Genomic DNA, 22,287 nt, shown 5'->3' with positions numbered 1-22,287 from the left:
CCCCGATCTCACACAGTTTAGTCGGGCACCATCTCAATCCGAGTATCTCCCGGACGCGCGAAGCCACCGCTGATCGAGGCCCGGTGGCATTGAGCCATGAAACGCTCACCTGAAGTGTCTTTGCGGACGAAGATTCAACCACGATACGTGCGACGAAAGGATATCCTTCGGCATGACTACCAATCAACAGTGTTCCGTCGTCGCTAATCGCGGTATCCATCGGAAACTGCCGGTCGAGAACCTCGAAATTTGCTTGCGCGTCAAACGGGTCTCGGACAGGAATATCGAATGTAGTGGCTGACGTTACATCGCCATGCGATGCCATCGTTACGCCATCGTTACACCTGGAGTGTATTATCTTTGTTCATTTCCTCTCTAAAATAATGTCCATTAGTAATATATTGGTGTTTGGACCAGGACATTCTCTCAGGCCTCATAAACGATTAAGTTCACCCGATAGAATTAGAATAGAGGGAGTTTTCTAAATATAAACACCAACTAACGATGATACAAGGGTGAATTCAGAATGAAAAGAGTTAGATTAATAAATTTGAAAGCCAAATTGACGATAATAGTCAAGGATTGGAGAATGGTAGAAGTGAACACGACGAGCTGGAAGCAAAGCTCGACGAACTCTCCTCGGAAGGCACGGGGGGACGGTCATTGGCGTGCCGACCACTGGGAATCGCGTCGAAACTACCGATATCGTCATTTTCAGGCTCGACGACGGACAAATCGTCGAGGAGAGGACGATGGACGACATCTTTGGCCTTTTATAACAGATCGGCGAATATAGTTAGAACACCGCTCTTGACTGAGCCTTGATGAGTCTGGAGACGACTAGTTTAAGCCAGTAACACGTCACACCCCAGATTTCCCTGTCCCGCCTCTAGGTGGAAAGGACGACGAGACAGTCCAGAGAGTTTCGCTTAGCCGTTTTGGATGCATACAATGTTTCTTTCGTCCTGTCCAACGGAGATGCTGGATCCGGCCCTGTATTCACCACGTTCTCTGAGAACTGACACTGATTGAGGGTTCCAACAAGGCCGAGTGCATTAGACACCTCTGCTCGTCCGGAGGTAGTTACAACAATCACGCTGAGCGCAGAAACCGGACGGATAACCGTTTTCGAAGATGGGGAATATCGAACGACACCACGGGATAAACTGACACAGGTATGGGTGGACTGAGATCAATTCTTGGATGGGCGGAGAAGAGTGACGCTCAAAGCTGATGGCAGTATGCCTGAAAGAGTCCCAGACAGGTGTTGAATTATATATCTCTCCTTCAAGTGCCCCAGAGTCGAGGACTGGAGAGCACTCCGCTCGGAACTATCCCTCTTCGAGCCGACCGGATTTGAGAAGGGACCGCAGTTCTGAACGCCGGAGATCCTCCGGCGCAATATCACCGGCAAACACGGACTCCAGGGTCTCGAGGAGTGCACCTGCTGCGAGATCGTCGGGAACGATCACGTATTCCGCTCCCGCTTCGTATAGGGCGTCAGCTTCGTCACCCGTTCTCGAACGCACGAAGACATCCGGAGCGATATCGAGTGCGAGCAGATACTTTGTCACTCGTCGGTCTGGGCTCGTAGAGATGAGTACCCGTGCCTGGTTCACGTGAGCTATCTCACGTGAGACATCGGTCAGTATATCGCCGAATACGTAGTTCTCACATTCGTATTGAATCTCATCGATCGCTTCCGGATTATGGTCTACGACGACGTACGGTCGGTTTAGTTGCTCACATACCTGGACGAGCTGTCGTCCGAGCTGACCGTAGCCGACAATAACGATATGGTCAGTGAGATCCGGATCGGCCGAACTCCGATTTCGCGTCCGTTCGTGAGCAGATTCGTATGGAATCCAACCGTTCAGCCATCGAAACAGACGCTCGTCGTACTGTTGTGTCACCGTTGACGTGATCATCGTTGCTGCTGCAGCGAGCATGATGGCATCGAAGACATCGGGAGTGATCCGCCCCAAAATCAACGCTTGAATGGCGATGATGAGGGTAAATTCGCTCACTTGGTCAAGTCCCAGACTTGTCAGCGTCGCGGTCCGGACTTCGTATCCCCGGCGGACGAGCGCGGTAATCGTCACGAGAGGGTTCACCAGAACAACAACCAGAGTCAGACCGGCTGCAAGCAGTGCGGTATAGAGCGTGGGAAACGCTACGAGACTCCCGAGCGTCACGAAAAAGATCGCAGTAAAGAAACTCTGAAGCGAATCGAGAGCGTTGAGCAAAGCCAGGTTTTCTTCGAAGCGGAGCTTGATCGCCGCTCCAGCGGCAAAGGCACCGACAACAATCGAAATACCGAGTAACTCGGCTCCCGCGACGAACGCGACGAGAAGCGCTATCCCTGTGAGCGCGATCACCTCCTCGGAGCCGGAAGATAGTCGCACGAGTTGATCGAATAAGTAGATCCGCACCACTAGTGCTGCGATCAGTACCATAACGCCGTACCCGAGTTCCAGTGCAATCGCATCCAACTCGAAGGCCGCGGCACTCAACAAGAGGACGAACAGGACGGCAACGAGATCCTGGACAAAATGAATCGACTGGGTGAGTCGTCCATAAACGAGGTCGAAATGGATGTTTTCGCCCAGTAACTCGCGTCCGACGAGCGACGAGCTGAGCGAAGCCGCGATTCCGATGTAAATGGCATCCAGCGGCCGGAGACCCAGCAGGAGGGCACCGGCCACTGCGACACCACCGACGGCGAGGAATTGGATCGCTGCGACATGTTCGCTATCGCTGGCGACTATACGGAGGCGTTCTGGCTCCACGTAGACGCCGAATACGAAGACGAGAAACGCGATTCCGAACTGAGCCAGTTCCAACGTCTCTCCACGCCCGATGAGAGGAGCAATCAGTATTCCCACGACGATGTATACCGGAACGGCCGGAATTCCGACGTACTTCGCCGCGAGCAAAAATACAGCCGAGACGACGAAGATCGTGGCCAGCGGCGTCAGCAATTCAACCATCGGTGTCACCACCGAGCGTCGTCCTGTCGCGGCTTATCTCTCGGTGGAACTCATCAGGATCGACGAGATACGATTCGACAGTCGCCGCGAGCTGGTCTGCCGTGAGCGCAGTGCTACTGATTGCGTACGTTGCGCCTCGGCGATAGAGTTCAATCGCGTCGTTTTTTGACTCGGCCTCGGCGAAAACGAGCGCGTTCTCGTCGGCTTCCCGTAGTGCTGTCCAGTTGACGTCTGGCTCCACTGACGAGCTCAGGATGACCGCTGCTCGTCCGACTCCGGCGGCTTTCCGAAGTTCCCCGTGCTTGAAATCACCGTAGATGTACTCGTACGGGGAGTCCCGGAGAAATTCCAGGTGTCGCGGGTTGCGGTCGATAACGACGACGTCCCCGTACGCCTCTTTCAGGTGTGGAAGAACCCGCTTCGTAACGTCGTCGTAGCCGATCACGACTGCGTGGTCACGGTACGTCCGAAGTTCGATATCACGCTTGTCCGGACTCTCGAACCGGGCGAAGTAGGGCTCGACGCGGGACCAGATCTGAGAGTTATAATTGATGACGTACGTGGAAAGGCCCATCGTGACGATAGCCATCAGGCTGAGAAATCCGAGGATGTCTGGACTGACGAATCCCCGCGATACGGCAATCGCTCCGACGACGAGAGAGAACTCGCTTACCTGAATGAGATTGATTGCCCCGATGAACGACGTTTCGGGCGTGAAATCCTCGTAGTTGATGAGCCCGAACATGATGAGAAAGTTCCCGACCATCATTATCCCCGACGCGACGAGTGCTTCTTCCCAGTACGCGAATAATTGGTCGGCAGCCAATCTGAGTCCGATACTCGAGAAGAACACCACCATAAAGAAGTCAGTCAGTGGACGGACGCGCTCGGTGAGTTCACTCGTGTAAGATACCTGGGCGAGACTGAGTCCGGCCAGGAATGCACCCACCTCAATCGAGAGGTTGAGTTGATCTGCCACGACGATGAACAGGAACGCCCACGCGATTCCGACGATGAAGAAGGTTTCTTGATCGTCAGCGACGAGGTCGAACAACCGCGGCAGCATGTACTTTGAAGAAAGATACGAGACCGCACCGATACCAGCCAACAGTGCAAAGATAGTTCCGACACTGAACACAACCTCGCTCGTTGAACCGAGGGACTCGGCGCTCAGCAGTGCAAGGAGAACGACGAGGTAGATGTCCTGAATGATGAGGACACCGACGTCAATTCGCCCCGGAAGCGTCGTGAGTTCGTCCTTGTCGGTGAGCAACTTCACGATGATCGGGGTCGCCCCGAAGACCGTTGCGAGTGCAATGATGACGGTTTCAACGAGCGTGAATCCGAGTAGCCACGCGACAGCGAACGCTAACGCCGTTTGCAGGATCGTCTGCCAGACCGCGATGTTGATTATCGGTCGAAGAATCTCGCGGATGTCGTCGATACGCATCTTCATTCCGAGGAGAAAGAGCAAGAATCCCAACCCGAGTTCCGCCATCAGATCCACGATGACGGTTTCGGAGACGACATTCAGGAAGACGGGTCCGAGGACGATTCCGGTGACGATGTAGGCGATGATCGTCGGTTGGCCTGTTCGCTGTGCGATGTAGCTCAATGCGACTGCCGTAAGGATAATCAACGAGAAGTCAGCGGTGAGTGAGACAGTCTCTGCTTGCATCAGAATGTGTATTCCACCTTATTATCGAGCCAGCAGTCACCTATACATTGCTCTCGGATGAGTTATGATGTTGGGGGTGTCCCCGCTCTGGGCCGAACAACGATATGGTTGGCCGAAAAACGAGACTGTATGAAAGTACGCGAGACGCAGCTCCCTGGCGTGGGGACGCGATACCAAATTTCGTTTGCTGACAGTGGGGTTTTCACGATCCTCCTGTACAACGACGGGGACCGTGAAGCGTTCTGGAGCGAAGACGGAGACAGCGACAGTGAGCGCCTGTTCAAAACGACGGAGTCGCAGGCTCGGAAGCTGGCAGAGATTTTCGATGGGACGTATTTCGAACCGGTCCCCGAAGACCTGGAGAGTGTTTTTCAGGACGCCAGAATGCGCTGGGTAACGATCCCAGCGGATTCCCCTCTTGCCGGGAAAACGATTCGAGAGGGGGGAATCCGGACGCAAACGAACGCTTCGGTTATCGGGATTCAGCGGGAGACGAGCACGGTCTCGAACCCATCGCCTGATACCCCAATTCAAGCCGACGACGTTCTGGTCGTCGTAGGCTCGGAAGACGCGTTCGAAGCCCTAGAAGAGCTGATTACAGGTTGAGAGCTCCATTGTCCCCCCTCTGAAAGTCGTCACGTCACCCAACTCGAGTGTCTGTATTCGACCCATGCTACCAAAGAACAAGGTATTTCCACAGCGAAGAACTCTCCATGTACGAACGTATTCTCATCCCAACCGACGGGAGTCCCTCTGCAGAAGCCGCTGCGCGTCACGGGAGCCTGATTGCAGAGGCCTTCGAGGCATCGGTTCACATCATAAGCGTCGTCAATGAGCAAGCGCGTGGCGACCGACTTGCAAAAGCACAGGCTCAAGACGCCATCTCTACTCTAGAAGACCTCTTCGCGCAGGAATCAGATCTTTCCTGTCAATCGGTCATTGAGCGTGGGCGTCCGTACGAAGCGATTCTTTCCTATGCCGCAGAGACCGATATCGATCTCGTCGTCATGGGAACTCACGGACGACGTGGACTGAGCCGTGCTCTCCTTGGGAGTGTCACTGAACGCGTCATTCGATTGAGCAACGACCCCGTGTTGGCGGTCCCGCCGCATGCAATGGGCCGGGAGAGGGACGGATACGAAAGGGTCCTCATCCCGACGGACGGCAGTCCTGCTGCTACTGCAGCAGTCGATCACGGGTTAGCCATTGCAGAACAGGTGGGAGCGACAGTGCGTGTACTCTATGTAATCGAAGGTGAAACGGGACTGCCACCGTTTGGTGATTCGCTGCGTGACGAGGCGGTCGAGGTACTCGAAGCAGTTGCAAAACGAGCGTCGGAACGCGAAATCACCCTGACCACTCACGTCCAGCCCGGAACTCCCCACGAGGTGATCAACAATTTCGTCAGTGCACATGGAACCGATCTCGTTGCAATGGGGACCCACGGACGCTCAGGGTTACGCCGTCACATACTCGGAAGCGTCACGGAGAGAGTCTTGCGCACGAGCGATGCACCGGTACTCACCGTCCGACAAGATACTGAATGAGAGCCGCTCTCTGCCGCCCCCGAGGACCGGGAGTATATGCAGCGAGAGGATAGATGAGGGCATACTGCGCGGTGACGGGAATCGACGCGGAATTATCAGGACTCGCACCGTACTTCACCGGGAGGAAAACCATGAATTTCGACGAATTCACCGGAGAGGTGCAACACCGTCTCGAACTCCCGGGGGCTGGTGAGGCTGTCCGTCCGATTCGTGCGACGCTGATGACGTTGGGTCAGCGAATCCCTCGATAGGGACTCCCGTGTTCTATCGCAGTTTCGACCGCAGACACAGAAGCTTGGGTTGCTTGGTGCTCGATGGTTTGGACCGCTGATTGGGCCGATTCTTCGAGTGCTTCGAGGATTGCACCTGAACGGACAACAACGCCCATCGCCATCGTATCGATGACCGAGAGGGCATGGAGGCGAGCACCGTAGGTGCCTGCAACATCGACAGCTGGGTCAATAGCGGCCTCAGCTCGCTTACTTCCGTCGGTCGGCACCAAGATGTCGGTGTAGAGGTACGTGACCTCGCCTTCGTCTTCCGCCTTGACCGGCAACACAGGCACATCCGAGAGTCGGACGACCTTCTCGGTGACACTGCCGAGCAGAACGGATTCTTCGGCGTCGCCGTGTTCCTCGCGAATAGTAGCGTGGTCGCAGACAACACGCTCTCGGTGAACGTCTTCGGTATCTTCGCATACGGGACGAGTGAGTCTACCGTCGCCGATAACGACGCACAGAACAACGCCGCGGTCGGCTTCGCTCTTGAAGGCGACGTGGAACCAACAGTCCAAGAACCCGTCGAAGCCGCCGAACCACGCGTACCGGAGCTAAACACGTCTCAGAACAACGTCGTGGTCGGGAACGATTTCAGCGAGAGTGGCGCTATCGGGATGGGACTCATCGGTCCCTCAGAGACCTATGTTGCTGACAACAACGTCTCCGATATCCCCGACAATGCGCCGTTACCGGTTGGATATCCGTCGAGCGGCCTGTATCTCGACGAGTCATCGAACAACGTCATCGTGAACAACGACGCCAGTCGAATCAACGGTTCCGGTGGACTCAACGGTACCGGAATCGTTCTCACAAATTCGAGTAGCTTCGTATCGACCACGTGGCCTCGTAACACCTCAGTCTATCAGGAATCACTGACCTCCTCTGGAGGGCTGAACGGTCCGAGAACCCCGTTGTCGACCCGAAGAGCCTCTACCATCGTCTCCGCGTGACTCTCCATGAACACCTCGGCGCCTCGAAGCCGTCCTGCCCACGTTTCGAGAGTCGCCTCCGCGGCCTGCTCGGTGAGGGCGTTCAGATACGCGTCGAAGAGCACCCAGGGGTTGTTGGTCCCGGCTTCCTGGGCGATGGCCTGGAAGTCCACCGACTCGATTGCTGCCTCCGAGTTGGCCTGCAGGTCGGTAACGAACTCGAGTTGCGTCCGAACGTCCTCCGGTGTACCTGGCTCCCCGAGATGCCCGGCGACGAGCGTTTCGAAATCGTAGCGTAACGCTGTCTCGTGGGCCCGGATGAAGCCATCGATGTCCTGGGCGAGGCCGAGGGACTTAAACGGAATCCAGCCGGGGAAGACCACGTCGACCAACATCAAGACCGCATGGTCGGGCGCGTATATGAAGAGGTTGTCCGGCGTGTGGTTCGGCCCTCTGTAATCGAGTTCGAGTTCCTGGTCGCCGACCTCGAGGTTGTAACTCCCAGTGAAGGTTTTCGTCGGTGCCGGTCGATGGGGGTCGTCGAACTGCGAGAGCAACCGTTCGGTCTCCTCGTGGGCGATGATTTCTACCTCGTCGTCGAAGAGGCTCGCTCCAGCGATGTGGTCAGCATGGTAGTGGCTGTAGACGAGGTGCGTGATCGGTTGGTCGGTGACTTCGTCGACGGCTGAGAAGATACTCGTGACAAGCGACGGGGGTGCGTCCACCACGACGACACCCTCGTCGGTTACGAGAAACATATTCTGGTATGCACCGTCGCTGAGAAAGTAGAGCCCGTCACCGAGGTCTCTGAGGTCGTACTGTTGCTGTTGGACAGATTCGGCGCCGATATCGAAGCCTTGGGCCGAGACGGAAAGAGAGTGTGCTGACGCACCACCCAGCCCGCCAAGGCCGAGCACTGCTGCCGACCCTGCGAGCCACTCACGTCGGTTCAGTCGGAATCGCGGTGCCTCTCCTGTGTCGGTTTCGTCCGGGTTTGGTGATGGCATGTCACGTACATTCTGGGCTACGAGACAAGACCATGTTATTGTGTGACATTTTCACGCGGGGGTTCTGTTATAAATAATCGAGTGAAACACGCCGTTTGGATGCGAGTGCTACCGTAGACGCATGGTGTATGCAGCAGCGCCTTTTCCAACTACTCAGTGCTTGTCAGTACCGGCGTGACCGGTACAGAGGGAAATTCAGCAGTGCCTATCTTCACGGGTTTCACCCCCGAGTACGATTATCGCATCGTAGACGGTAGGTTCGATGGAGAACCGGCACTCAAACCCACTGGTCGGCCGAGCACGCTTACGCTGATGTCGAAACATCCGGCACCAACGTTAATAATCTGTCACTTCGATTGATTGATCAGAGATGGGTCTGTTAAGACGAACTTGTAACTCACTCTTGAAACTGGTGAGTCGACACTACGAATATGCAGCAGTTTATGCTGGGCCTGAACAAACTGATATCATATACAAGGGTGAGATTTGGATTCACCTCAACGGATGGGTAGAACTTGAGAGTGGTGATCAACTTCCACCACAGAGAGTGCATCGAATCAAGAATCAGACGTTCTTCTAAGTTGGCTCCCGATAACCGACTTGCGCCCCGTATACAGCACACCTACTGAGAGCTACCAGACTCTTGTCAGACGTGATGTGCTAAATATAGAGGATATGCAGCAGTCGGGCACTGCTCTGTTGGCGGAAAATCCAACGGTCGCTGGGGACACAAATACACGAAGTCTTCTGCCCCCGTATAAACGGGTTAAATGAATAAGGCTACAGAGTAATACGGTCACCGGTATGCTAATATGTGATATGGCAAATAAACACAATGGCGCCATCGAGACAGAGCTACTGAATCACAACCTCCCCGCAAGGGCCATCACGGCATTCAACGCCAGTCGGTTCAGGCGTATCTGGACGACGCTGTTCGACCATTACGCTGGACGACCGGAATAGATCAATAATGACGAGTAATAAACGCCATCCGAACCACCCGGACGTCGACCAATCGGACCGTACCATCCCCAGGAATCTCCGTCAGACAGGCGACGCAGACGTCGACCTCCTGATCTCTACCCGAGTTCGGCAGTCGCCGTTCTGGCACCTCTCCGTCGAAGCGGGGTGTCGACAGGCGACGGTCTACAATCACATGTACCACCCGCGGGGGTACATCGACCCCGACGAGGGCGGGTTGGACGCCGAGTACGATCTGTTGGTCAACGAGGTGACGCTGATGGACGTCGCGGTCGAGCGCCAGATCCGTGTCCAGGGGCCCGATGCCGAGGCGTTCGTCAACTACGTCATCACGCGAGACGCGACCGAGATCGAGCCGATGCGTGGGAAGTACGCCATCTGCTGCAATCAGGACGGCGGTATCCTCAACGACTTCGTCCTGTTGCGGCTCACCGACGACGAGTTCTGGTTCTCCATCGCAGACGCCGACCTGAAACAGTGGCTGCAAGGGGTCACGGTCAACTCCGAGTTCGAGGTCGACATCGACGAGATCGACGTCTCGCCGATGCAAGTCCAGGGCCCGAAATCGCCTGCTGTGATGGAGTCGCTCATCGGGGACGTGGTCGAAGACATCCCGTATTACGGACTGATGGAAGCCACGGTCAACGGCATCCAGGTGCTGGTGAGTCAGACCGGCTTCTCCGGAGAGGCGGGATTCGAGATATACGTCCGAGAAGCGACGACGAACGCCGAAGCAGTGTGGAACCCGGTACTCGAAACGGTCAGGGCCCATGGCGGTGGCGCGACGGCGATCTCCCATCAACGACGTATCGCTGCCGGAATCATGTCGCTGGGACAGGACATGGACGACCAGACGTCACCGTTCCAGGTCAATCTCGGCTATCAGGTTCCCGACGACAAGGACGCGGACTACGTCGGCAAAACCGAACTGGAACGCCAGCAGGAAGCCATCGAGGCCGGTGAGTTCCCGTTCACGCACAAACTGGTCGGCCTGAAGATGGCCGGCGAACCGATCCGGGACTACGCCCCCGACTTCTGGATCGTCTCGGATCCGGAGACCGGCGAGGAGTGTGGCTACCTGACGTCGGCGTGGTGGAATCCGGATCTCGAGACCAATATCGGCCTCGGATTCGTGCCGGCGGCGAAACTGCAGGCCGCGACCGACGTTCCGCTCGACGACTCGATATACGATGCGGACGTCGACGTGGAGTTCGAAGTCCACCTTCCGGACGAGTACGCCGAGGAGGACGGCGAACCAGTTTATGCGACCGTAGCGAAGGTACCGTTCAAGGAGTCAGTCAACCCCAGCGCTCGCGAACAGGCCAAGATTCACGCCAGAGAAGAGATGAGCGATGCAGGGTCTCGGTCATCAGGAGGGCGAGAATAGCTACCGAGGAAAATTCGAGACCGGAAAGGTACGCATGACAGAACCAGCCATCGCGTCGGTCGGCGCTGACGGTCGACAGCTGGGGGTATCCAGCGGCGTATACTGGGCCAATGAATTCTCCGTGCCGATCGCGGCGCGGAGGCTGTCAGTTTCCGGAAATAGTGTCACAAAACTGAACGACTAGCGCTTCGACCGATAGTGCGTAACGGTATCACACCTCGCAGGCAGAGACAGTGATCCCGCTCGGGACCAGCACCGGACCCCGGACCCGGTCACGGCGGGCCGGACGGGATCACTCCATGAAGTCGTCGACGACGTCCATCGAGGGGATGGCCTGTTGGGCGCCCTCCTCGGTGGTGGCCAGCGAGGCGGCGGTGATGGCAACGGCGACGGCGCCGACCAGTGGTTCGCCCGCCGCGAGCCGGGCGGCGAGGTAGCCGCTGAACACGTCGCCGGCGCCGGTCGTGTCGACGGGGGTGACGTCCGGCGGGGTGACGCTGACCGACTCCCGGTCGGGCTGCTGGATGATCGCCGGGTCGGCGCCGCGCTTGCGGACCACGGTACCCTCGAAGTCGTCGATGGCGTCCCGGAGCAGTTCGTACTCGTACGCATTGGGGGTGATGATGTCGACGGCGTCGTACTGCAGCAGCGGCTCCGCGCCGACCGGGGGCGCCGGGTCGTAGATGACCGTCGGCCGGTCGGGCTCGTTCTCGAGAGAGCCGACCAGCGACTCCATGGTCGACATGGGGATCTCGTTCTGCAGCAGCAGGCACTCGGCGTCTAAGACCGCTTCCCTGTGGCGGGCGGCGTACGCGCTGTCGACAGCCCCGTTGGCCCCCGCGATGATTGCGATCCGGTTCTCTCCGGCCTGGTCGACGAAGACGTACGCCTTCCCGGTCTCGGCGTCGGCGGGCTCAACGTGGTCGACGTTGACGCCGCGGCCGGCCAGTGTCGAGAGGACGCCGTACTTCGACTCGTCCGACCCGACTCGTCCACAGAAGGCTGTCGCCGCGCCGGCCCGGGCGGCGGCGACTGACTGGTTTGAGCCCTTGCCACCGATCATGGTTCGGTCGACGAACTCGTCAATCTCCGCGGGGACCGACTCGACGGCTGCGGTCTCATCTGGCGAGGGGAACCAGTCGTAGCGGGCCGCCAGTCTCTTGACCGTCGTTTGGTCGAGGCGCGCCACGAGGTCGACATTCACGCTCCCGAAGCTCACCACGTCAGACATCTACGCGACCATTCGTCACCGGGGATAAAATGACTACCCACTCTTGCGGAGCAGAGGTCCGAGTGCGAGAATTAAACTCGCGTCCAGCCTCCACAGGGCCGGAGGCTAACCGCTGGACCGAGACAGAGGCCGAGTTCAGTACCACGGTATCAGCCGCTCGTTTTGAGCTTCCTCCACGCGAGTTTCGGTAATTGTCCAAGTATCTCTGGGAATGTCAGGCCTAGTTGACTAGCCATTTCGTTTGAATCATAGTATAAGTAACACTCTTCGACCGTACCGTCTATAATCACAAACTTGCCCATCCCTTTGATGTCTACTGATCGGCCGGTCGGAGGGAGACCCTTGAACTCCCCTTCGTGGGTGCCCGTTATCCGCACTTCTGCCATTACAATATCCCCATCAGCGACTATCTCCTCGGTCGCAATCTGGATATCTGGAAAGGCCCTCCGACCTGCCTGGAGGTACGCGGCGTAGCTCTCGCGGTCGTGGACTTCTCCACCATCCAGGCCGGGATTGTACACGTCGAGTGACTCAGAGACAACATCCACTTTCGAGGAGTCCCCGTTCTCCCAGGCGACAAAATCACGGACGACTTGCTCGGTGTGAGAGTTAGTGTCACTCATGTATTCGTATGGTGGAGAAATTGGATAGACGGTTCGAGTACACGTCCGATCACGCTGGAGCGAAAGAGCGAGGGAGGCGATTTCTCCATCACCATAACGCGAAGGAGTCGCTGGGCCAGTTCCCTGTCGGTGTGGGCTTTTCTATTTAGTCGAGACAGGTACGAGCCCATGAGCCCGGCTCCTCGGGGTTTGGGACCAGTAGTCTGGGGGAACTGAAAATCGGCACCGACGGCTATCAGCCATGCGGTGTCGATAACGGGTTTGGCTTCGTCGAAAAGCCGGACCGCAAGATGCCCGAACCCGTCGTCCGCGAGCGTGTGATGAGGCACGAGCGCATGGAGTGCTGCTGCCGACATCCCCTCCCCGTAGACCGGGTTGGAGCTCGCAATCGCATCACCGACGACGAGCAAATCACCGGGGAATCGGTCCAGTTTCTCGTAGTATCGTCGGCGATTCGACGGGAACGGATAGTACGCACCGTCCTCGGAGAATGTTTGCCTGCTATTCAAGATTTCCTCCGTATCGTCCCTCCGCCACGGGTATACGGTGGGGACGCTGGTGCCCTGAATGCCCGCTTGTAGTCCACCCGGTAGTCGGTGACGTAGCACTTCCAACGTGTTCGGAATCGTATGCTGGGACGCTTTCCAATGTCATTGTACACCCAGTATTGAGAGGATGTGCAGAAAGATCTGTAAGCGTTAGCTATACGAAATTATAGTAGCCGGAATGAGAGAACCGACGACACCAGTAGGCCGGGTGAGTGCAGGCCTTCAATACCATCGCGGTAGGCAACAAGGTACCGTCGACAGGGGTGTCACCGATTTACGAAACTCGAAAATCTGGGAGTTGCCATTCATTGTCGACGGCGACCTCAGTGATATTCTGGATACTGACCCCTGGGAAGTAGTGGTTCAAGTCCCGATGACCATCGAAGTCCATCTGGACGATACTGTATCCGTCGATGCTGTTACCGAACGCCTGTGACTCGGAATTGACCAATCTGTTGCCATCTTCCTGTGATCTCGATGGAGACAATTTCTCCGGATATGCCTACAAAGAGAGCCCTACCATCCCACACCGGCAGAGGTTCTAATGGAGAGAACCGTACGGCGGTTCTCGACTCATTCGCTTCCCGAACGCTGATTGCTGCTTTAGGTGCTACTCAAATGAGTTTCACAAGCGGATTCGATTTCAGTCGGTGGTAGACGCTATGTCCATGTCAGCAGTACCCCTACTCCCGAATTGGGGACCTCCGTACTAAATTTCAGTTCACAGAGACAATAAGTGGGTGACAGCCATTTCAATGAGTGTCCCGAGATGACCCGAATGAGACCCACCGTGGTTGACCGCTGTAACTTCGGTGCCAACAGTACGGCTCGTCTTGTATTCGTGATGACGCCTCGGAACTCTAAGGAGAGAGCCGATAACAGGACATCCAGTCATCGGTCGTTCGACAAGGAGACGCAAGGGCTCACCAGTACACGAGTCCACTGTGCAGGGTTTGAACAGTACGCAGACCACACGACGATACTGCCAACATCCGACCTTCCAGTATAACCTATGTCCAAGTCAGAAACGCGCCAGCAAGAACTGCACTCGAAAAACGCTGCTGCCTGCCCGGTGGTGAAAGCTCTCGAAACGGTTGGGACCCAGTGGCGGCTCCAGGTCCTGTATGCCCTCACGGAGTCCGAAATGCGTTTCAACGAGCTCAAACGTGCCACTGGTGGCCGGTCGAAGACCCTCTCAGACGCGTTGGAGGTGCTCGTAGACGAGGACCTCATCGAACGTCGGACCGAGGAAGCCGCGCCGATCGCCGTCTACTACCAACTATCCGCGAAGGGCGAAACACTGGTCGAACGCCTTGAGGATGTGAGTCAGTGGGCCGTTGAGTGGATGGACGATGTCGAAGACCCCGATACTGTCAGACCGCGATTCGGGTAATTACCGCAGCCGCGGCATCTGGTCGTAGGCTTTCTCAAGACCAATCCCGAAACGGATCGGCGACCCGCGTGTACTCTCTCACTCACCTCGTGAGGAAGCTATCTCGGCAACCTGCGCGTTCGACACCCAGGTACGGTGCAGTAAATCTGGTTTGTTATACCTTGCCTGAACTATTAGCGACGAGTGGCGGAATAGCGAATTGTCATGCGCTACGTCACCGAAGAGAGGATTGATGATACGAGACGGATCGGCCCGTCGGTAACGCCTATGGGGGGAGAGTGAGGATGGGGCGGCTTGTCGACGGAGAGTGGGTCGATGCTCCTGAGCGTGGTCACGACAATCAGGGGTTCACCGACTGGCTCAAGGACCCGAACGACCAGCCCACGGCTCGGTACCCCGCCGAATCGGACCGGTATCACCTCTACATCTCCCGGGCGTGTCCGTGGGCTCACCGGGCGGCACTCGTGCGCCAGGTCACGGGCCTTGAGGACGTAATATCGTTAGACATCGTCGATCCAGTCCGCCGAGACGACGGCTGGGAGTTCACTCCTTCGAAACAACGCTGTACCCCTGACTCCGTCAACGGGCGTGATTACCTCCGGGGGGTGTACACGGCGGCAGACTCGACCTACACTGGTCGGGTCACTGTTCCAGTCCTGTACGACACCGAGACAGAGACCATCGTCAACAACGAGTCAGCGGACATCGCTCGTATGCTGGCCCAGGCGTTCGAATCAGCGGCCACCCGGGATGTGGACCTGTATCCTGAATCCAGACAGGCGGAGATAGATGCGATTATCGAGGACATCCACAGCGATATCAATCTGGGCGTGTACAGGACGGGATTCGCCGACAGCCAGGCCGAATACGAGAGAGCCGCCACTGAACTCTTCGACGCGCTTGAGCAGTGGGACAGTGTGCTCGAGAACCGCCGCTTCCTCATCGGAGACGAGCTTACGCTTGCCGACGTGTTTCTCTTCCCGACTCTCTATCGGTTCGACGCCGTCTACCACACGCATTTCAAGTGCAACATCAGACGTCTCGTCGATTTCGAAAACCTCTGGCCATACGCCCGTGACATCTATGACTTTCCGGGCGTCCAAGAGACGTGCGTGATGGACCACGTGAAAGAGCACTACTACCGTAGCCACGAGGACATCAATCCGACCGGCTTCGTCCCTGTCGGGCCCGATAACGACTGTGCGGCACCGCACGACCGCGCACGGCTCGGCGGGACACGCTCCGGTTCCGGAGTCTCGTCCGACGACTGATGTATGACCCCTCGGCATCGTCGATTGACTACCCACCGTCACACAAGAGCTCGTCTTCTGGGGTGGCGTATTCTGCTTCTTGTGAGCATTCTCGAGTTCTATCTGGGACTGAATCAACGGGGGAGCGGTCCTCGCTCGTCGACGAGACACCTCACAGGGAGGTCCTCTGAAAATGACAATACACTATCGACCGGTTTTCCGAGCGTTACCTGGTGTAGTATAATTTGTCTGAAATATATACCCGAGTCCTTCGGTCTTGTATTGTATGACGACAGCAACTGACGGAATAGTCACATTGACACAGTACACCGACCCGATGTGTACCTGGTGTTGGGGGTCCGAGCCGATTGTCCGCCATCTCCAGACGGAGTACGGAGAGCAATTGCAAGTCAGGTTCGTGATGGGTGGACTCATTGAGGACTTCGATGCGTTCTACGATGCGGCCAACGACATCTCGGAACCGGGAGAGGTTGGTCCGCACTGGTTGGAGGCCTCCGACCATCACGGGATGCCGGTCGATACGGCGATTTTTGAGCAGGACCCCGCCCAGTCGACGTATCCGGCGAGTATCGCTTTCGTGGCCGCCCGAAAGCAGGACCGTACTCGAAGTCACCGGTATTTGCGACGGCTCCGAGAGGCGTATGCCACGGAGGTCCGCAACGTCAACCACCGCGGGGAGCAGATCGAAATCGCGGAATCAGTTGGGTTGGATACTCAGACGTTTACCACAGCACTGGACGATGGAAGTGCTCGAGCGGAATTTGAGGCGGATCTGTCCGAGACCCGCGACGCCGGTGTTCGGGCATTCCCGACATATCACCTCGCCGGACCTGCGGGCGAACGGAGGCTGGAGGGATTTCAGTCGTTCGAGCAATTGGATGCCGTTTTGCGGGACATCGCGCCATCGTTGGAATCGAACCCGGTACCCCCTATTCGAGAGTTCATCGCGGAGTATGGCTCAGTGGCGACCCAGGAGGTTGCAGAGGTCTACGACCTGAGTCCAGGAAAGGCACGGCAGTCACTCGCGTCACTCACGGATGCGGGGTACGTTCGTCGCGAACAGCGTGGAAACGGGGCGTTCTGGCACAGCATCGATAGAGGTGAGTATTAATGCACTGCCCCAGACAATCATCCGACAGATCCACCAGTGGAAACGTGGTATCGTAAGGCCTACCTGAAATATATGCCGGTGAAACCCGATTTTCTATCTCATGAGGTTTCAGCTCACCGAAGACCAACGTCAGCTCCGTGCCGATATCCGGCAGTTTGCGCAGGAAGAAATCAAGCCACAGGCGATTGAGCTTGACCAAGCCGAGGAGCATCCGACCGAAATCCTCGACGAGCTCAGTAATCGGGGATATGCGGGCATCACGCTTCCCGAGACTCACGGTGGAATGGGAAAGGGAACGGTCGAACTGGCGCTCGTTATCGAGGAGGTCGCCGCCGCACTCATGCCCGTTGCTGGCGCGTTGGCTCTGCATCTCGGTGTAGCGGAGGTCATCCAGCGGTTTGGCACCGACGAACAACGAGAACGGTATCTGCCGTCGATGGCGTCTTACGACACAGTGGGCGTCCTCGGAATGAGTGAGGCGAATGCAGGGAGTAACAAATTGCAGATGGAGACGACAGCCAGGCGGGACGGCGACGAGTGGATTCTGAACGGCCACAAGCAGTGGCTCACTAACTTCCAGGACGGTGATTACGTTCTCACGTACGCGAAGACCGGTCCAGAGGAGGAAAGTCCGCACAACATCACCGCATTTCTCGTTCCGACCGCCGAATTCGACATCGAGAAGGTCTGGAACACGCTCGGCTCGCGAACAGTGAAGTCACCGAGGGGAGTCCTCGCGGACGTCCGTGTTCCGGACCGACGGCGAATCGGTGCAGTGGGCGAGGCATACGTCCAGCGTGGGGAACTCCAGACGGGAGTGAACGTCCCCGCTCGGGGCGTTGGTATCGCTCGCGCTGCACTCGACGACACCGTCGAGTACACCAGCCAACGCGAACAGTACGACCAACCGATGGGCGACTTCCAGGGTGTCAAGTGGGAGGTCGGTGAGATGGCACAACGGGTCGATGCTGCTCGTCTCCTGACGTTGCGTGCAGCCGATCGTGCTGACAGGGGACACGAGACTGCCAGGGAATTCAGCATGGCCAAGATATTCGCGACGCAGGCGGCGGTCGATAACGCCAACAAGGCCATGCAACTCCACGGCGGCATCGGCTATACGACCGAACAACACGTCGAACGGTACCTCCGTGACGCCAAGCTGTTGACCATTGCAGGCGGTCCAAACGAGGGACACAAGGACAAACTCGGCGAAGCCGTGTACGAGGGACATCCTCGGGGATAGTGGATACCGATGCCCAACCAGTTCGGATTCGCGACCGAAGCGGTTCATCGTGGCGAACGGTCGGACGATCTCGAGTGTGTGTCTGGAGATGTGGTGTCACCGATTCACCTGGCCACGCATCACGAGATGGAATCCCCTGGTAACCCAGGACACGGCTACAAGTACTCACGATTCGGAAACCCCACGCGGGATGCACTCGAATCGCGACTCGCTTACCTGACTGGGGCTTCCGAGGCGATGGCGTTTAGTTCGGGAACGGCTGCCATCGCGACTACGGTACTCGCGCTCTGTGAACCCGGTGGTCACATCGTCGCATTCGACGGTGTGTATGGCGGCACGAAATTACTCTTCGAGGAGCTACTGCGGGACACGCTCGATATCGACGTCGAGTACGTGGACGCGACTGATGTCGGGACTGTCGTGGAGGCGATACGGCCAGACACGAGCCTACTTTGGGTTGAAACACCGACGAATCCCCTGTTGAAACTCTGTGATTTGCGTGCGGTCGCGACCGTGGCTGCTGAAGCCGACGTGCCACTCGGGGTCGACAACACCTTCGCAACCCCACACGTCCAGCAGCCACTCGAATTGGGGGCAGATGTCGTCGTCCATAGCACTACGAAATATCTGAATGGCCACAGCGACTCTACCGGTGGCCTCGTTGCCACGAAGCGATCAGCGATGGCGGAGCGAATCTCTGAGCTACAGGAGTACACGTTCGGAAACGCGCTCTCTCCGTTCGACGCGTACCTGGTGCTTCGAGGGCTCAAGACACTTCCACTCAGAGTCGAACAACACGAAAAGAATGCCCAGGCCGTCGCGGAGTATCTCGTCGATCACCCGGCCGTCCACACGGTCAACTATCCCGGACTCAGTTCACACCCACAACATGAGTTAGCGATGGAACAGATGAACGGATTCGGTGGCGTTGTCTCGTTCGAGTTGGACGCGACCGAAGCGGAGACAAGATCCGTTCTCGAAGAACTCGAAGTGTTCACCATCGCCGTGAGTTTGGGCGGTGTTGAATCACTCGTCGATCATCCCTGGTCGATGTCAGCCTCGTTCGTCTCACCCGAAACACGCCGGTCGGCCGGAATATCCGAATCGCTGGTTCGGGCCCCGGTCGGCATCGAAAACTCCGATGACCTAATCCGAGACTTAGATCAAGCGCTCGCGAACCTCTGATGTGTAACTCCCGGAGTGTTTTGTCTAAAATATTGTCGAAGTATCGTGTATCTTATATATAGTATGGTTTCTGCTTCGGTTACCTAAATAGTGCAAAATAGGCACTGTGACGTCTTGTGGGGATAATTTTATCGAAGAACTAGTCCGGTGTCGCTTGCTAAACCTGGTATAGTGTATCCTGCCTGAAATATATTTGCGTGGTAGATGTATTCCTTCGTGTAACGATGTCATCGAACGACATTCGACAAAACGTCGACGGAATCGCACGCACAAACGGTTACTCAAACATTCGCTACTTGGAAGGCGGTGACGTCTGATGGTATTTGGCTCAGTGCTGTCCGAGACGGCGTTTCTGCTAAGTCGAGTCCTGTTCGCAGTCGTTATAGGCTACTTGGCCCTCGGAAATCTGTTCGATCGCAAATCGGCAGTCGGATATGCCGAGAGCAAGGGAGCGCCATTCCCATCAGTCAGCGTTCCTCTTGGAAGTCTCGGGTTGATTGGCGGTGCGCTTGCCGTCCTCATGGGTGTGTACCCCGGGCTCGGTGCGCTGGCGGTGATCATCTTCCTCGTTCCGATCACGATCATCATGCACGACTACTGGGCCATGGAGGGTCAGGAAAGACAGAACGAACAAATCCATTTCCTGAAGAACGTGGGTCTGATCGGGACCGCGCTGGTCTTCATAGCCCTCTCGACGGTTTCGTGGCCAGTGTCGGTCGGTGTGGGGTTCTGATTATTTATGGGTGCCACCGAGACGTCGGGAAGCAATGAAAGAGATGTCGGGGTGCAATGGCGCTCGCCGATACTGATCGCGATCTTCGCGGCCACGTTGATGACCCCCATGGACGTTCCACTGATCAGTCCAGTCTTGCCGGAGATCGGGGCTGTCTTCGGTGTCTCTGCATCCCGGGCCGGGTTGTTCATCACACTGTATGCCCTCCCGGGCATCCTGCTGGCACCGTTCATCGGCGCCCTCGCCGATCGAATTGGCCGCCGGTTTGTCCTCTCGGGCTGTTTGGTGGTATTTGGCCTCGCAGGGACCGCGATAGCGTTCACGACCGATTTCACAGTCGCACTCGGGCTTCGGATTATCCAGGGGTTCGCCGCCGGGAGTATCCTCTCAGCGCTTGCGATGACCGTCGTCGGCGACCGATACGACGGGGGTCAGCACGACTCAGTCATGGGCGTTACGTCTGCGATGCTCTCGCTTGGCACAGCGCTATACCCTGTGATCGGCGGATATCTCGCTTCATACGCCTGGAACGCGCCGTTTCTGCTGTACGCTCTCACGGTGCCGGTGGCGGGGCTGGTGTTCTTCACGCTGGATGATTCCGACTCGTCCTCTCACGCGAACGACCGCGGCTATCTACGGGATGCTCTCCGGAAAATCCCGACCAGTCGGGCAGTCGCCCTCTACGGAATCATGTTCGCCTCGTTTACCCTTCTGTTCGGTGCCCTGTACACGATACTCCCGTTCTACCTCACTGAAGCATTCAGGTTCACCGCCACTGATGTCGGCCTCCTCACCAGCGTCGTCCTGTTTGTTACGGGGATCACCTCGACGCAGAACGGCCGGTTTACCATGCGAGTATCGACGACGACACTCCTTATGAGTGGATTCGTCTTATACGCCATCGGTCTCCTCGGTATGGCCCTGGCGAACGCTCTCCCGCTGCTCGTCGGTGCCATGCTCGTGTTCGGCATCGGAGGTGGGTTGATAACGCCTACGCTGTTCGCGGGCGTTAGCGCGCTTGCCCCCGATCACGTCCGCGCCGGTGTGATGAGTCTCCAGACCACGACGATTGGCGTCAGTCAGGTTGTGGGCCCGGCGCTGTTTACGCTGGTGGCTGGGCTTATCGGTCATCGAGGGACGCTACTCGGGGCTAGCGGTGTGGTCGTCATCGGGACGGCTCTATTCGGGATTGTCGCCCCCGACCCCTGATAACAGGGACTACGTCTATCTCAAGTTAGTTTAGCGTGACGAGTATGGATGATATCGGACTGAGGACCACTCTGCATTGACATCCCCCTGCGTCTGAAGACGCGGGACTCCAGACCGCCGTTGGGATATTGTGGTTTCCGACGTGACCTGTTTGAGAACCTGGATACCAGAGACAGCAACGGAATCTCCCGCAAAGGTCGCCGTTGTCTCTCCAGTTGAGAGAGACAGTGCTCCGCCGGCATCGGTATGCCTCTACACATCTACCCGGGGGCTTGGAACGGTCATTGAGATTACCGATTTAGACGACCTTGCAGATGAAACGATCAGGACGCTCGATCTCATCGTCATCCCAGAATCAGACACGGCTACAGACCTCACTATCCATGCAACGATCAAACTCTCGGGTGGCGGCGTCCTTAGCAGTAACTACACACTTGCTGGTGAGCGCCAGTTAGGGTATCCAAATCTCACCGACCAGTAATGCGTAACCTCTTCGCGACAATCGATCAATAGCGCTCGTTTCACAGGTTGACTCAACCGAGTGGGTCATCACTAGATAATCAAAGTAAACCGCTTGAACTTGCTGAATTCATCCTCTGTATCTGCAACCGCCATTATATCAATTACCAACCATCATCTTGCTGTCACCTACCATCTCTCGTGAGTTCAAGACACCGATGCTCGGAGCGTAGATGATCTGACCCAAGAGTTTGATTGCTCCTTCGTTCGCTCAACAGCCGACGCTAACGTATGAAACAGAGTATATATGTTTATGTCGACAGTCGAGGAGTCCACGTCAGCCCTGTGTAAATACGAAAAGCCCACCGCAGAGATGACTCTCTGTGGTGGGCTGAGATATGAATGGTGGCGGCGAACCGGATTTCCCAGAGGCTCGCGCACTCCAGTACTCCCCGGAACGCTGGTGGGCTTATCTTCCGTGTTC

21 protein-coding genes, 1 rRNA gene and 2 pseudogenes are annotated in these 22,287 nt (G+C 56.9%); 16 read left to right on the top strand and 8 right to left on the bottom strand.

Features of this window, described 5'->3' with window-relative positions:
- Positions 1–635: 635 nt before the first annotated feature.
- A pseudogene (locus KZ498_RS24760) lies at positions 636–779 on the top strand (ester cyclase); the annotation flags it as partial.
- A gap of 552 nt (positions 780–1,331) precedes the next feature.
- Here KZ498_RS24760 and KZ498_RS20220 read toward each other — a convergent pair.
- The gene (locus tag KZ498_RS20220) at positions 1,332–2,990 is read right to left on the bottom strand and encodes a cation:proton antiporter (protein ID WP_312621154.1); all 1,659 of its coding nucleotides are present in this window, start codon (positions 2,988–2,990) and stop codon (positions 1,332–1,334) included.
- On the bottom strand, positions 2,983–4,668 hold the full coding sequence (locus tag KZ498_RS20215) for a cation:proton antiporter (protein WP_312621152.1): 1,686 nt from the start codon (positions 4,666–4,668) through the stop codon (positions 2,983–2,985). The genes KZ498_RS20220 and KZ498_RS20215 overlap by 8 nt, the downstream gene beginning before the upstream one ends.
- A gap of 129 nt (positions 4,669–4,797) precedes the next feature.
- Between KZ498_RS20215 and KZ498_RS20210 the strand changes: the two genes are divergently transcribed.
- The 3 genes and pseudogenes from KZ498_RS20210 to KZ498_RS24755 form a co-directional block, all read left to right on the top strand.
- Positions 4,798–5,274, top strand: coding sequence for a TrkA C-terminal domain-containing protein (locus KZ498_RS20210; RefSeq protein ID WP_312621150.1), 477 nt, complete (start codon positions 4,798–4,800; stop codon positions 5,272–5,274).
- A gap of 107 nt (positions 5,275–5,381) precedes the next feature.
- Positions 5,382–6,215 carry a universal stress protein gene (locus KZ498_RS20205; protein ID WP_312621149.1) on the top strand — a complete coding sequence of 278 codons (834 nt, stop codon included), beginning with the start codon at positions 5,382–5,384 and terminating at the stop codon, positions 6,213–6,215.
- 131 nt (positions 6,216–6,346) lie between these two features.
- A pseudogene (locus KZ498_RS24755) lies at positions 6,347–6,460 on the top strand (DUF2267 domain-containing protein); the annotation flags it as partial.
- Here KZ498_RS24755 and KZ498_RS24750 read toward each other — a convergent pair.
- Positions 6,448–6,714, bottom strand: a complete 267-nt coding sequence (locus tag KZ498_RS24750; protein WP_396276149.1) for a universal stress protein — start codon at positions 6,712–6,714, stop codon at positions 6,448–6,450. The pseudogene KZ498_RS24755 and the gene KZ498_RS24750 overlap by 13 nt on opposite strands.
- On the opposite strand from KZ498_RS24750, the gene KZ498_RS20195 reads away from it, so the two are divergent.
- Complete coding sequence (locus KZ498_RS20195) at positions 6,631–7,443, top strand: right-handed parallel beta-helix repeat-containing protein (protein WP_312621147.1); 813 nt, start codon at positions 6,631–6,633, stop codon at positions 7,441–7,443. The genes KZ498_RS24750 and KZ498_RS20195 overlap by 84 nt on opposite strands.
- Here the strand turns inward: KZ498_RS20195 and KZ498_RS20190 are convergent.
- A complete protein-coding gene (locus tag KZ498_RS20190) occupies positions 7,356–8,429 on the bottom strand; it encodes an MBL fold metallo-hydrolase (RefSeq protein ID WP_312621145.1) in 1,074 nt (357 codons plus the stop codon). The genes KZ498_RS20195 and KZ498_RS20190 overlap by 88 nt on opposite strands.
- Before the next feature lie 819 nt (positions 8,430–9,248).
- Here KZ498_RS20190 and KZ498_RS20185 point away from each other — a divergent pair.
- Positions 9,249–9,392, top strand: a complete 144-nt coding sequence (locus KZ498_RS20185) for a hypothetical protein (RefSeq protein WP_312621144.1) — start codon at positions 9,249–9,251, stop codon at positions 9,390–9,392.
- Positions 9,393–9,399: 7 nt separating this feature from the next.
- A complete protein-coding gene (locus KZ498_RS20180; protein ID WP_312621142.1) occupies positions 9,400–10,797 on the top strand; it encodes a glycine cleavage T C-terminal barrel domain-containing protein in 1,398 nt (465 codons plus the stop codon).
- A gap of 292 nt (positions 10,798–11,089) precedes the next feature.
- On the opposite strand, the gene KZ498_RS20175 is transcribed toward KZ498_RS20180, so the two are convergent.
- The 3 genes from KZ498_RS20175 to KZ498_RS20165 all read right to left on the bottom strand — a co-directional run bounded on the left by KZ498_RS20175 (position 11,090) and on the right by KZ498_RS20165 (position 13,160).
- Positions 11,090–12,028, bottom strand: a complete 939-nt coding sequence (locus tag KZ498_RS20175) for a PfkB family carbohydrate kinase (RefSeq protein WP_312621139.1) — start codon at positions 12,026–12,028, stop codon at positions 11,090–11,092.
- 149 nt (positions 12,029–12,177) lie between these two features.
- Complete coding sequence (locus KZ498_RS20170; RefSeq protein WP_312621138.1) at positions 12,178–12,651, bottom strand: ester cyclase; 474 nt, start codon at positions 12,649–12,651, stop codon at positions 12,178–12,180.
- Entirely contained in the window at positions 12,648–13,160 is a 513-nt protein-coding gene (locus KZ498_RS20165) for a hypothetical protein (protein WP_312621137.1), read from the bottom strand. Before KZ498_RS20165 ends, KZ498_RS20170 begins: the two co-directional genes overlap by 4 nt.
- A 217-nt stretch (positions 13,161–13,377) precedes the next feature.
- Between KZ498_RS20165 and KZ498_RS20160 the strand changes: the two genes are divergently transcribed.
- The 9 genes from KZ498_RS20160 to KZ498_RS20120 all read left to right on the top strand — a co-directional run bounded on the left by KZ498_RS20160 (position 13,378) and on the right by KZ498_RS20120 (position 21,825).
- A complete protein-coding gene (locus KZ498_RS20160; RefSeq protein ID WP_312621135.1) occupies positions 13,378–13,635 on the top strand; it encodes a hypothetical protein in 258 nt (85 codons plus the stop codon).
- A 576-nt stretch (positions 13,636–14,211) separates the two neighbouring features.
- Positions 14,212–14,592 (top strand): helix-turn-helix domain-containing protein, encoded by a 381-nt coding sequence (locus tag KZ498_RS20155; protein WP_312621133.1) that lies wholly within the window; start codon positions 14,212–14,214, stop codon positions 14,590–14,592.
- 284 nt (positions 14,593–14,876) lie between these two features.
- Positions 14,877–15,863: a glutathione S-transferase C-terminal domain-containing protein gene (locus tag KZ498_RS20150; RefSeq protein ID WP_312621131.1), complete on the top strand. Its 987-nt coding sequence runs from the start codon at positions 14,877–14,879 to the stop codon at positions 15,861–15,863.
- A gap of 265 nt (positions 15,864–16,128) precedes the next feature.
- Positions 16,129–16,974 (top strand): DsbA family protein, encoded by an 846-nt coding sequence (locus KZ498_RS20145; RefSeq protein WP_312621130.1) that lies wholly within the window; start codon positions 16,129–16,131, stop codon positions 16,972–16,974.
- 100 nt (positions 16,975–17,074) lie between these two features.
- The gene (locus KZ498_RS20140) at positions 17,075–18,217 is read left to right on the top strand and encodes an acyl-CoA dehydrogenase family protein (protein ID WP_312621128.1); all 1,143 of its coding nucleotides are present in this window, start codon (positions 17,075–17,077) and stop codon (positions 18,215–18,217) included.
- 9 nt (positions 18,218–18,226) lie between these two features.
- On the top strand, positions 18,227–19,402 hold the full coding sequence (locus KZ498_RS20135) for a PLP-dependent aspartate aminotransferase family protein (RefSeq protein ID WP_312621127.1): 1,176 nt from the start codon (positions 18,227–18,229) through the stop codon (positions 19,400–19,402).
- Between the two features lie 316 nt (positions 19,403–19,718).
- Complete coding sequence (locus tag KZ498_RS20130) at positions 19,719–20,135, top strand: DoxX family protein (RefSeq protein WP_312621126.1); 417 nt, start codon at positions 19,719–19,721, stop codon at positions 20,133–20,135.
- A 6-nt stretch (positions 20,136–20,141) separates the two neighbouring features.
- Positions 20,142–21,344 carry an MFS transporter gene (locus KZ498_RS20125; RefSeq protein ID WP_312621124.1) on the top strand — a complete coding sequence of 401 codons (1,203 nt, stop codon included), beginning with the start codon at positions 20,142–20,144 and terminating at the stop codon, positions 21,342–21,344.
- Between the two features lie 130 nt (positions 21,345–21,474).
- On the top strand, positions 21,475–21,825 hold the full coding sequence (locus KZ498_RS20120; RefSeq protein ID WP_312621122.1) for a hypothetical protein: 351 nt from the start codon (positions 21,475–21,477) through the stop codon (positions 21,823–21,825).
- A 381-nt stretch (positions 21,826–22,206) separates the two neighbouring features.
- Here the strand turns inward: KZ498_RS20120 and rrf are convergent.
- Positions 22,207–22,287 (bottom strand): 5S ribosomal RNA (gene rrf / locus KZ498_RS20115); the annotation flags it as partial.

This window comes from Haloarcula sp. 1CSR25-25, assembly GCF_032027985.1.
In the GTDB taxonomy this organism is placed as follows: domain Archaea; phylum Halobacteriota; class Halobacteria; order Halobacteriales; family Haloarculaceae; genus Haloarcula.
This window is presented reverse-complemented; position numbering and strand designations above follow the sequence as displayed.

Bases quoted from the DNA above. Each gene is read 5' to 3' on its own strand.
- KZ498_RS20220 (WP_312621154.1), bottom strand. From the start codon at position 2,990: ATGGTTGAATTGCTGACGCCGCTGGCCACGATCTTCGTCGTCTCGGCT.
- KZ498_RS20215 (WP_312621152.1), bottom strand. From the start codon at position 4,668: ATGCAAGCAGAGACTGTCTCACTCACCGCTGACTTCTCGTTGATTATC.
- KZ498_RS20210 (WP_312621150.1), top strand. From the start codon at position 4,798: ATGAAAGTACGCGAGACGCAGCTCCCTGGCGTGGGGACGCGATACCAA.
- KZ498_RS20205 (WP_312621149.1), top strand. From the start codon at position 5,382: ATGTACGAACGTATTCTCATCCCAACCGACGGGAGTCCCTCTGCAGAA.
- KZ498_RS20195 (WP_312621147.1), top strand. From the start codon at position 6,631: ATGGAGGCGAGCACCGTAGGTGCCTGCAACATCGACAGCTGGGTCAAT.
- KZ498_RS20190 (WP_312621145.1), bottom strand. From the start codon at position 8,429: ATGCCATCACCAAACCCGGACGAAACCGACACAGGAGAGGCACCGCGA.
- KZ498_RS20185 (WP_312621144.1), top strand. From the start codon at position 9,249: ATGGCAAATAAACACAATGGCGCCATCGAGACAGAGCTACTGAATCAC.
- KZ498_RS20180 (WP_312621142.1), top strand. From the start codon at position 9,400: ATGACGAGTAATAAACGCCATCCGAACCACCCGGACGTCGACCAATCG.
- KZ498_RS20175 (WP_312621139.1), bottom strand. From the start codon at position 12,028: ATGTCTGACGTGGTGAGCTTCGGGAGCGTGAATGTCGACCTCGTGGCG.
- KZ498_RS20170 (WP_312621138.1), bottom strand. From the start codon at position 12,651: ATGAGTGACACTAACTCTCACACCGAGCAAGTCGTCCGTGATTTTGTC.
- KZ498_RS20160 (WP_312621135.1), top strand. From the start codon at position 13,378: ATGAGAGAACCGACGACACCAGTAGGCCGGGTGAGTGCAGGCCTTCAA.
- KZ498_RS20155 (WP_312621133.1), top strand. From the start codon at position 14,212: ATGTCCAAGTCAGAAACGCGCCAGCAAGAACTGCACTCGAAAAACGCT.
- KZ498_RS20150 (WP_312621131.1), top strand. From the start codon at position 14,877: ATGGGGCGGCTTGTCGACGGAGAGTGGGTCGATGCTCCTGAGCGTGGT.
- KZ498_RS20145 (WP_312621130.1), top strand. From the start codon at position 16,129: ATGACGACAGCAACTGACGGAATAGTCACATTGACACAGTACACCGAC.
- KZ498_RS20140 (WP_312621128.1), top strand. From the start codon at position 17,075: ATGAGGTTTCAGCTCACCGAAGACCAACGTCAGCTCCGTGCCGATATC.
- KZ498_RS20135 (WP_312621127.1), top strand. From the start codon at position 18,227: ATGCCCAACCAGTTCGGATTCGCGACCGAAGCGGTTCATCGTGGCGAA.
- KZ498_RS20130 (WP_312621126.1), top strand. From the start codon at position 19,719: ATGGTATTTGGCTCAGTGCTGTCCGAGACGGCGTTTCTGCTAAGTCGA.
- KZ498_RS20125 (WP_312621124.1), top strand. From the start codon at position 20,142: ATGGGTGCCACCGAGACGTCGGGAAGCAATGAAAGAGATGTCGGGGTG.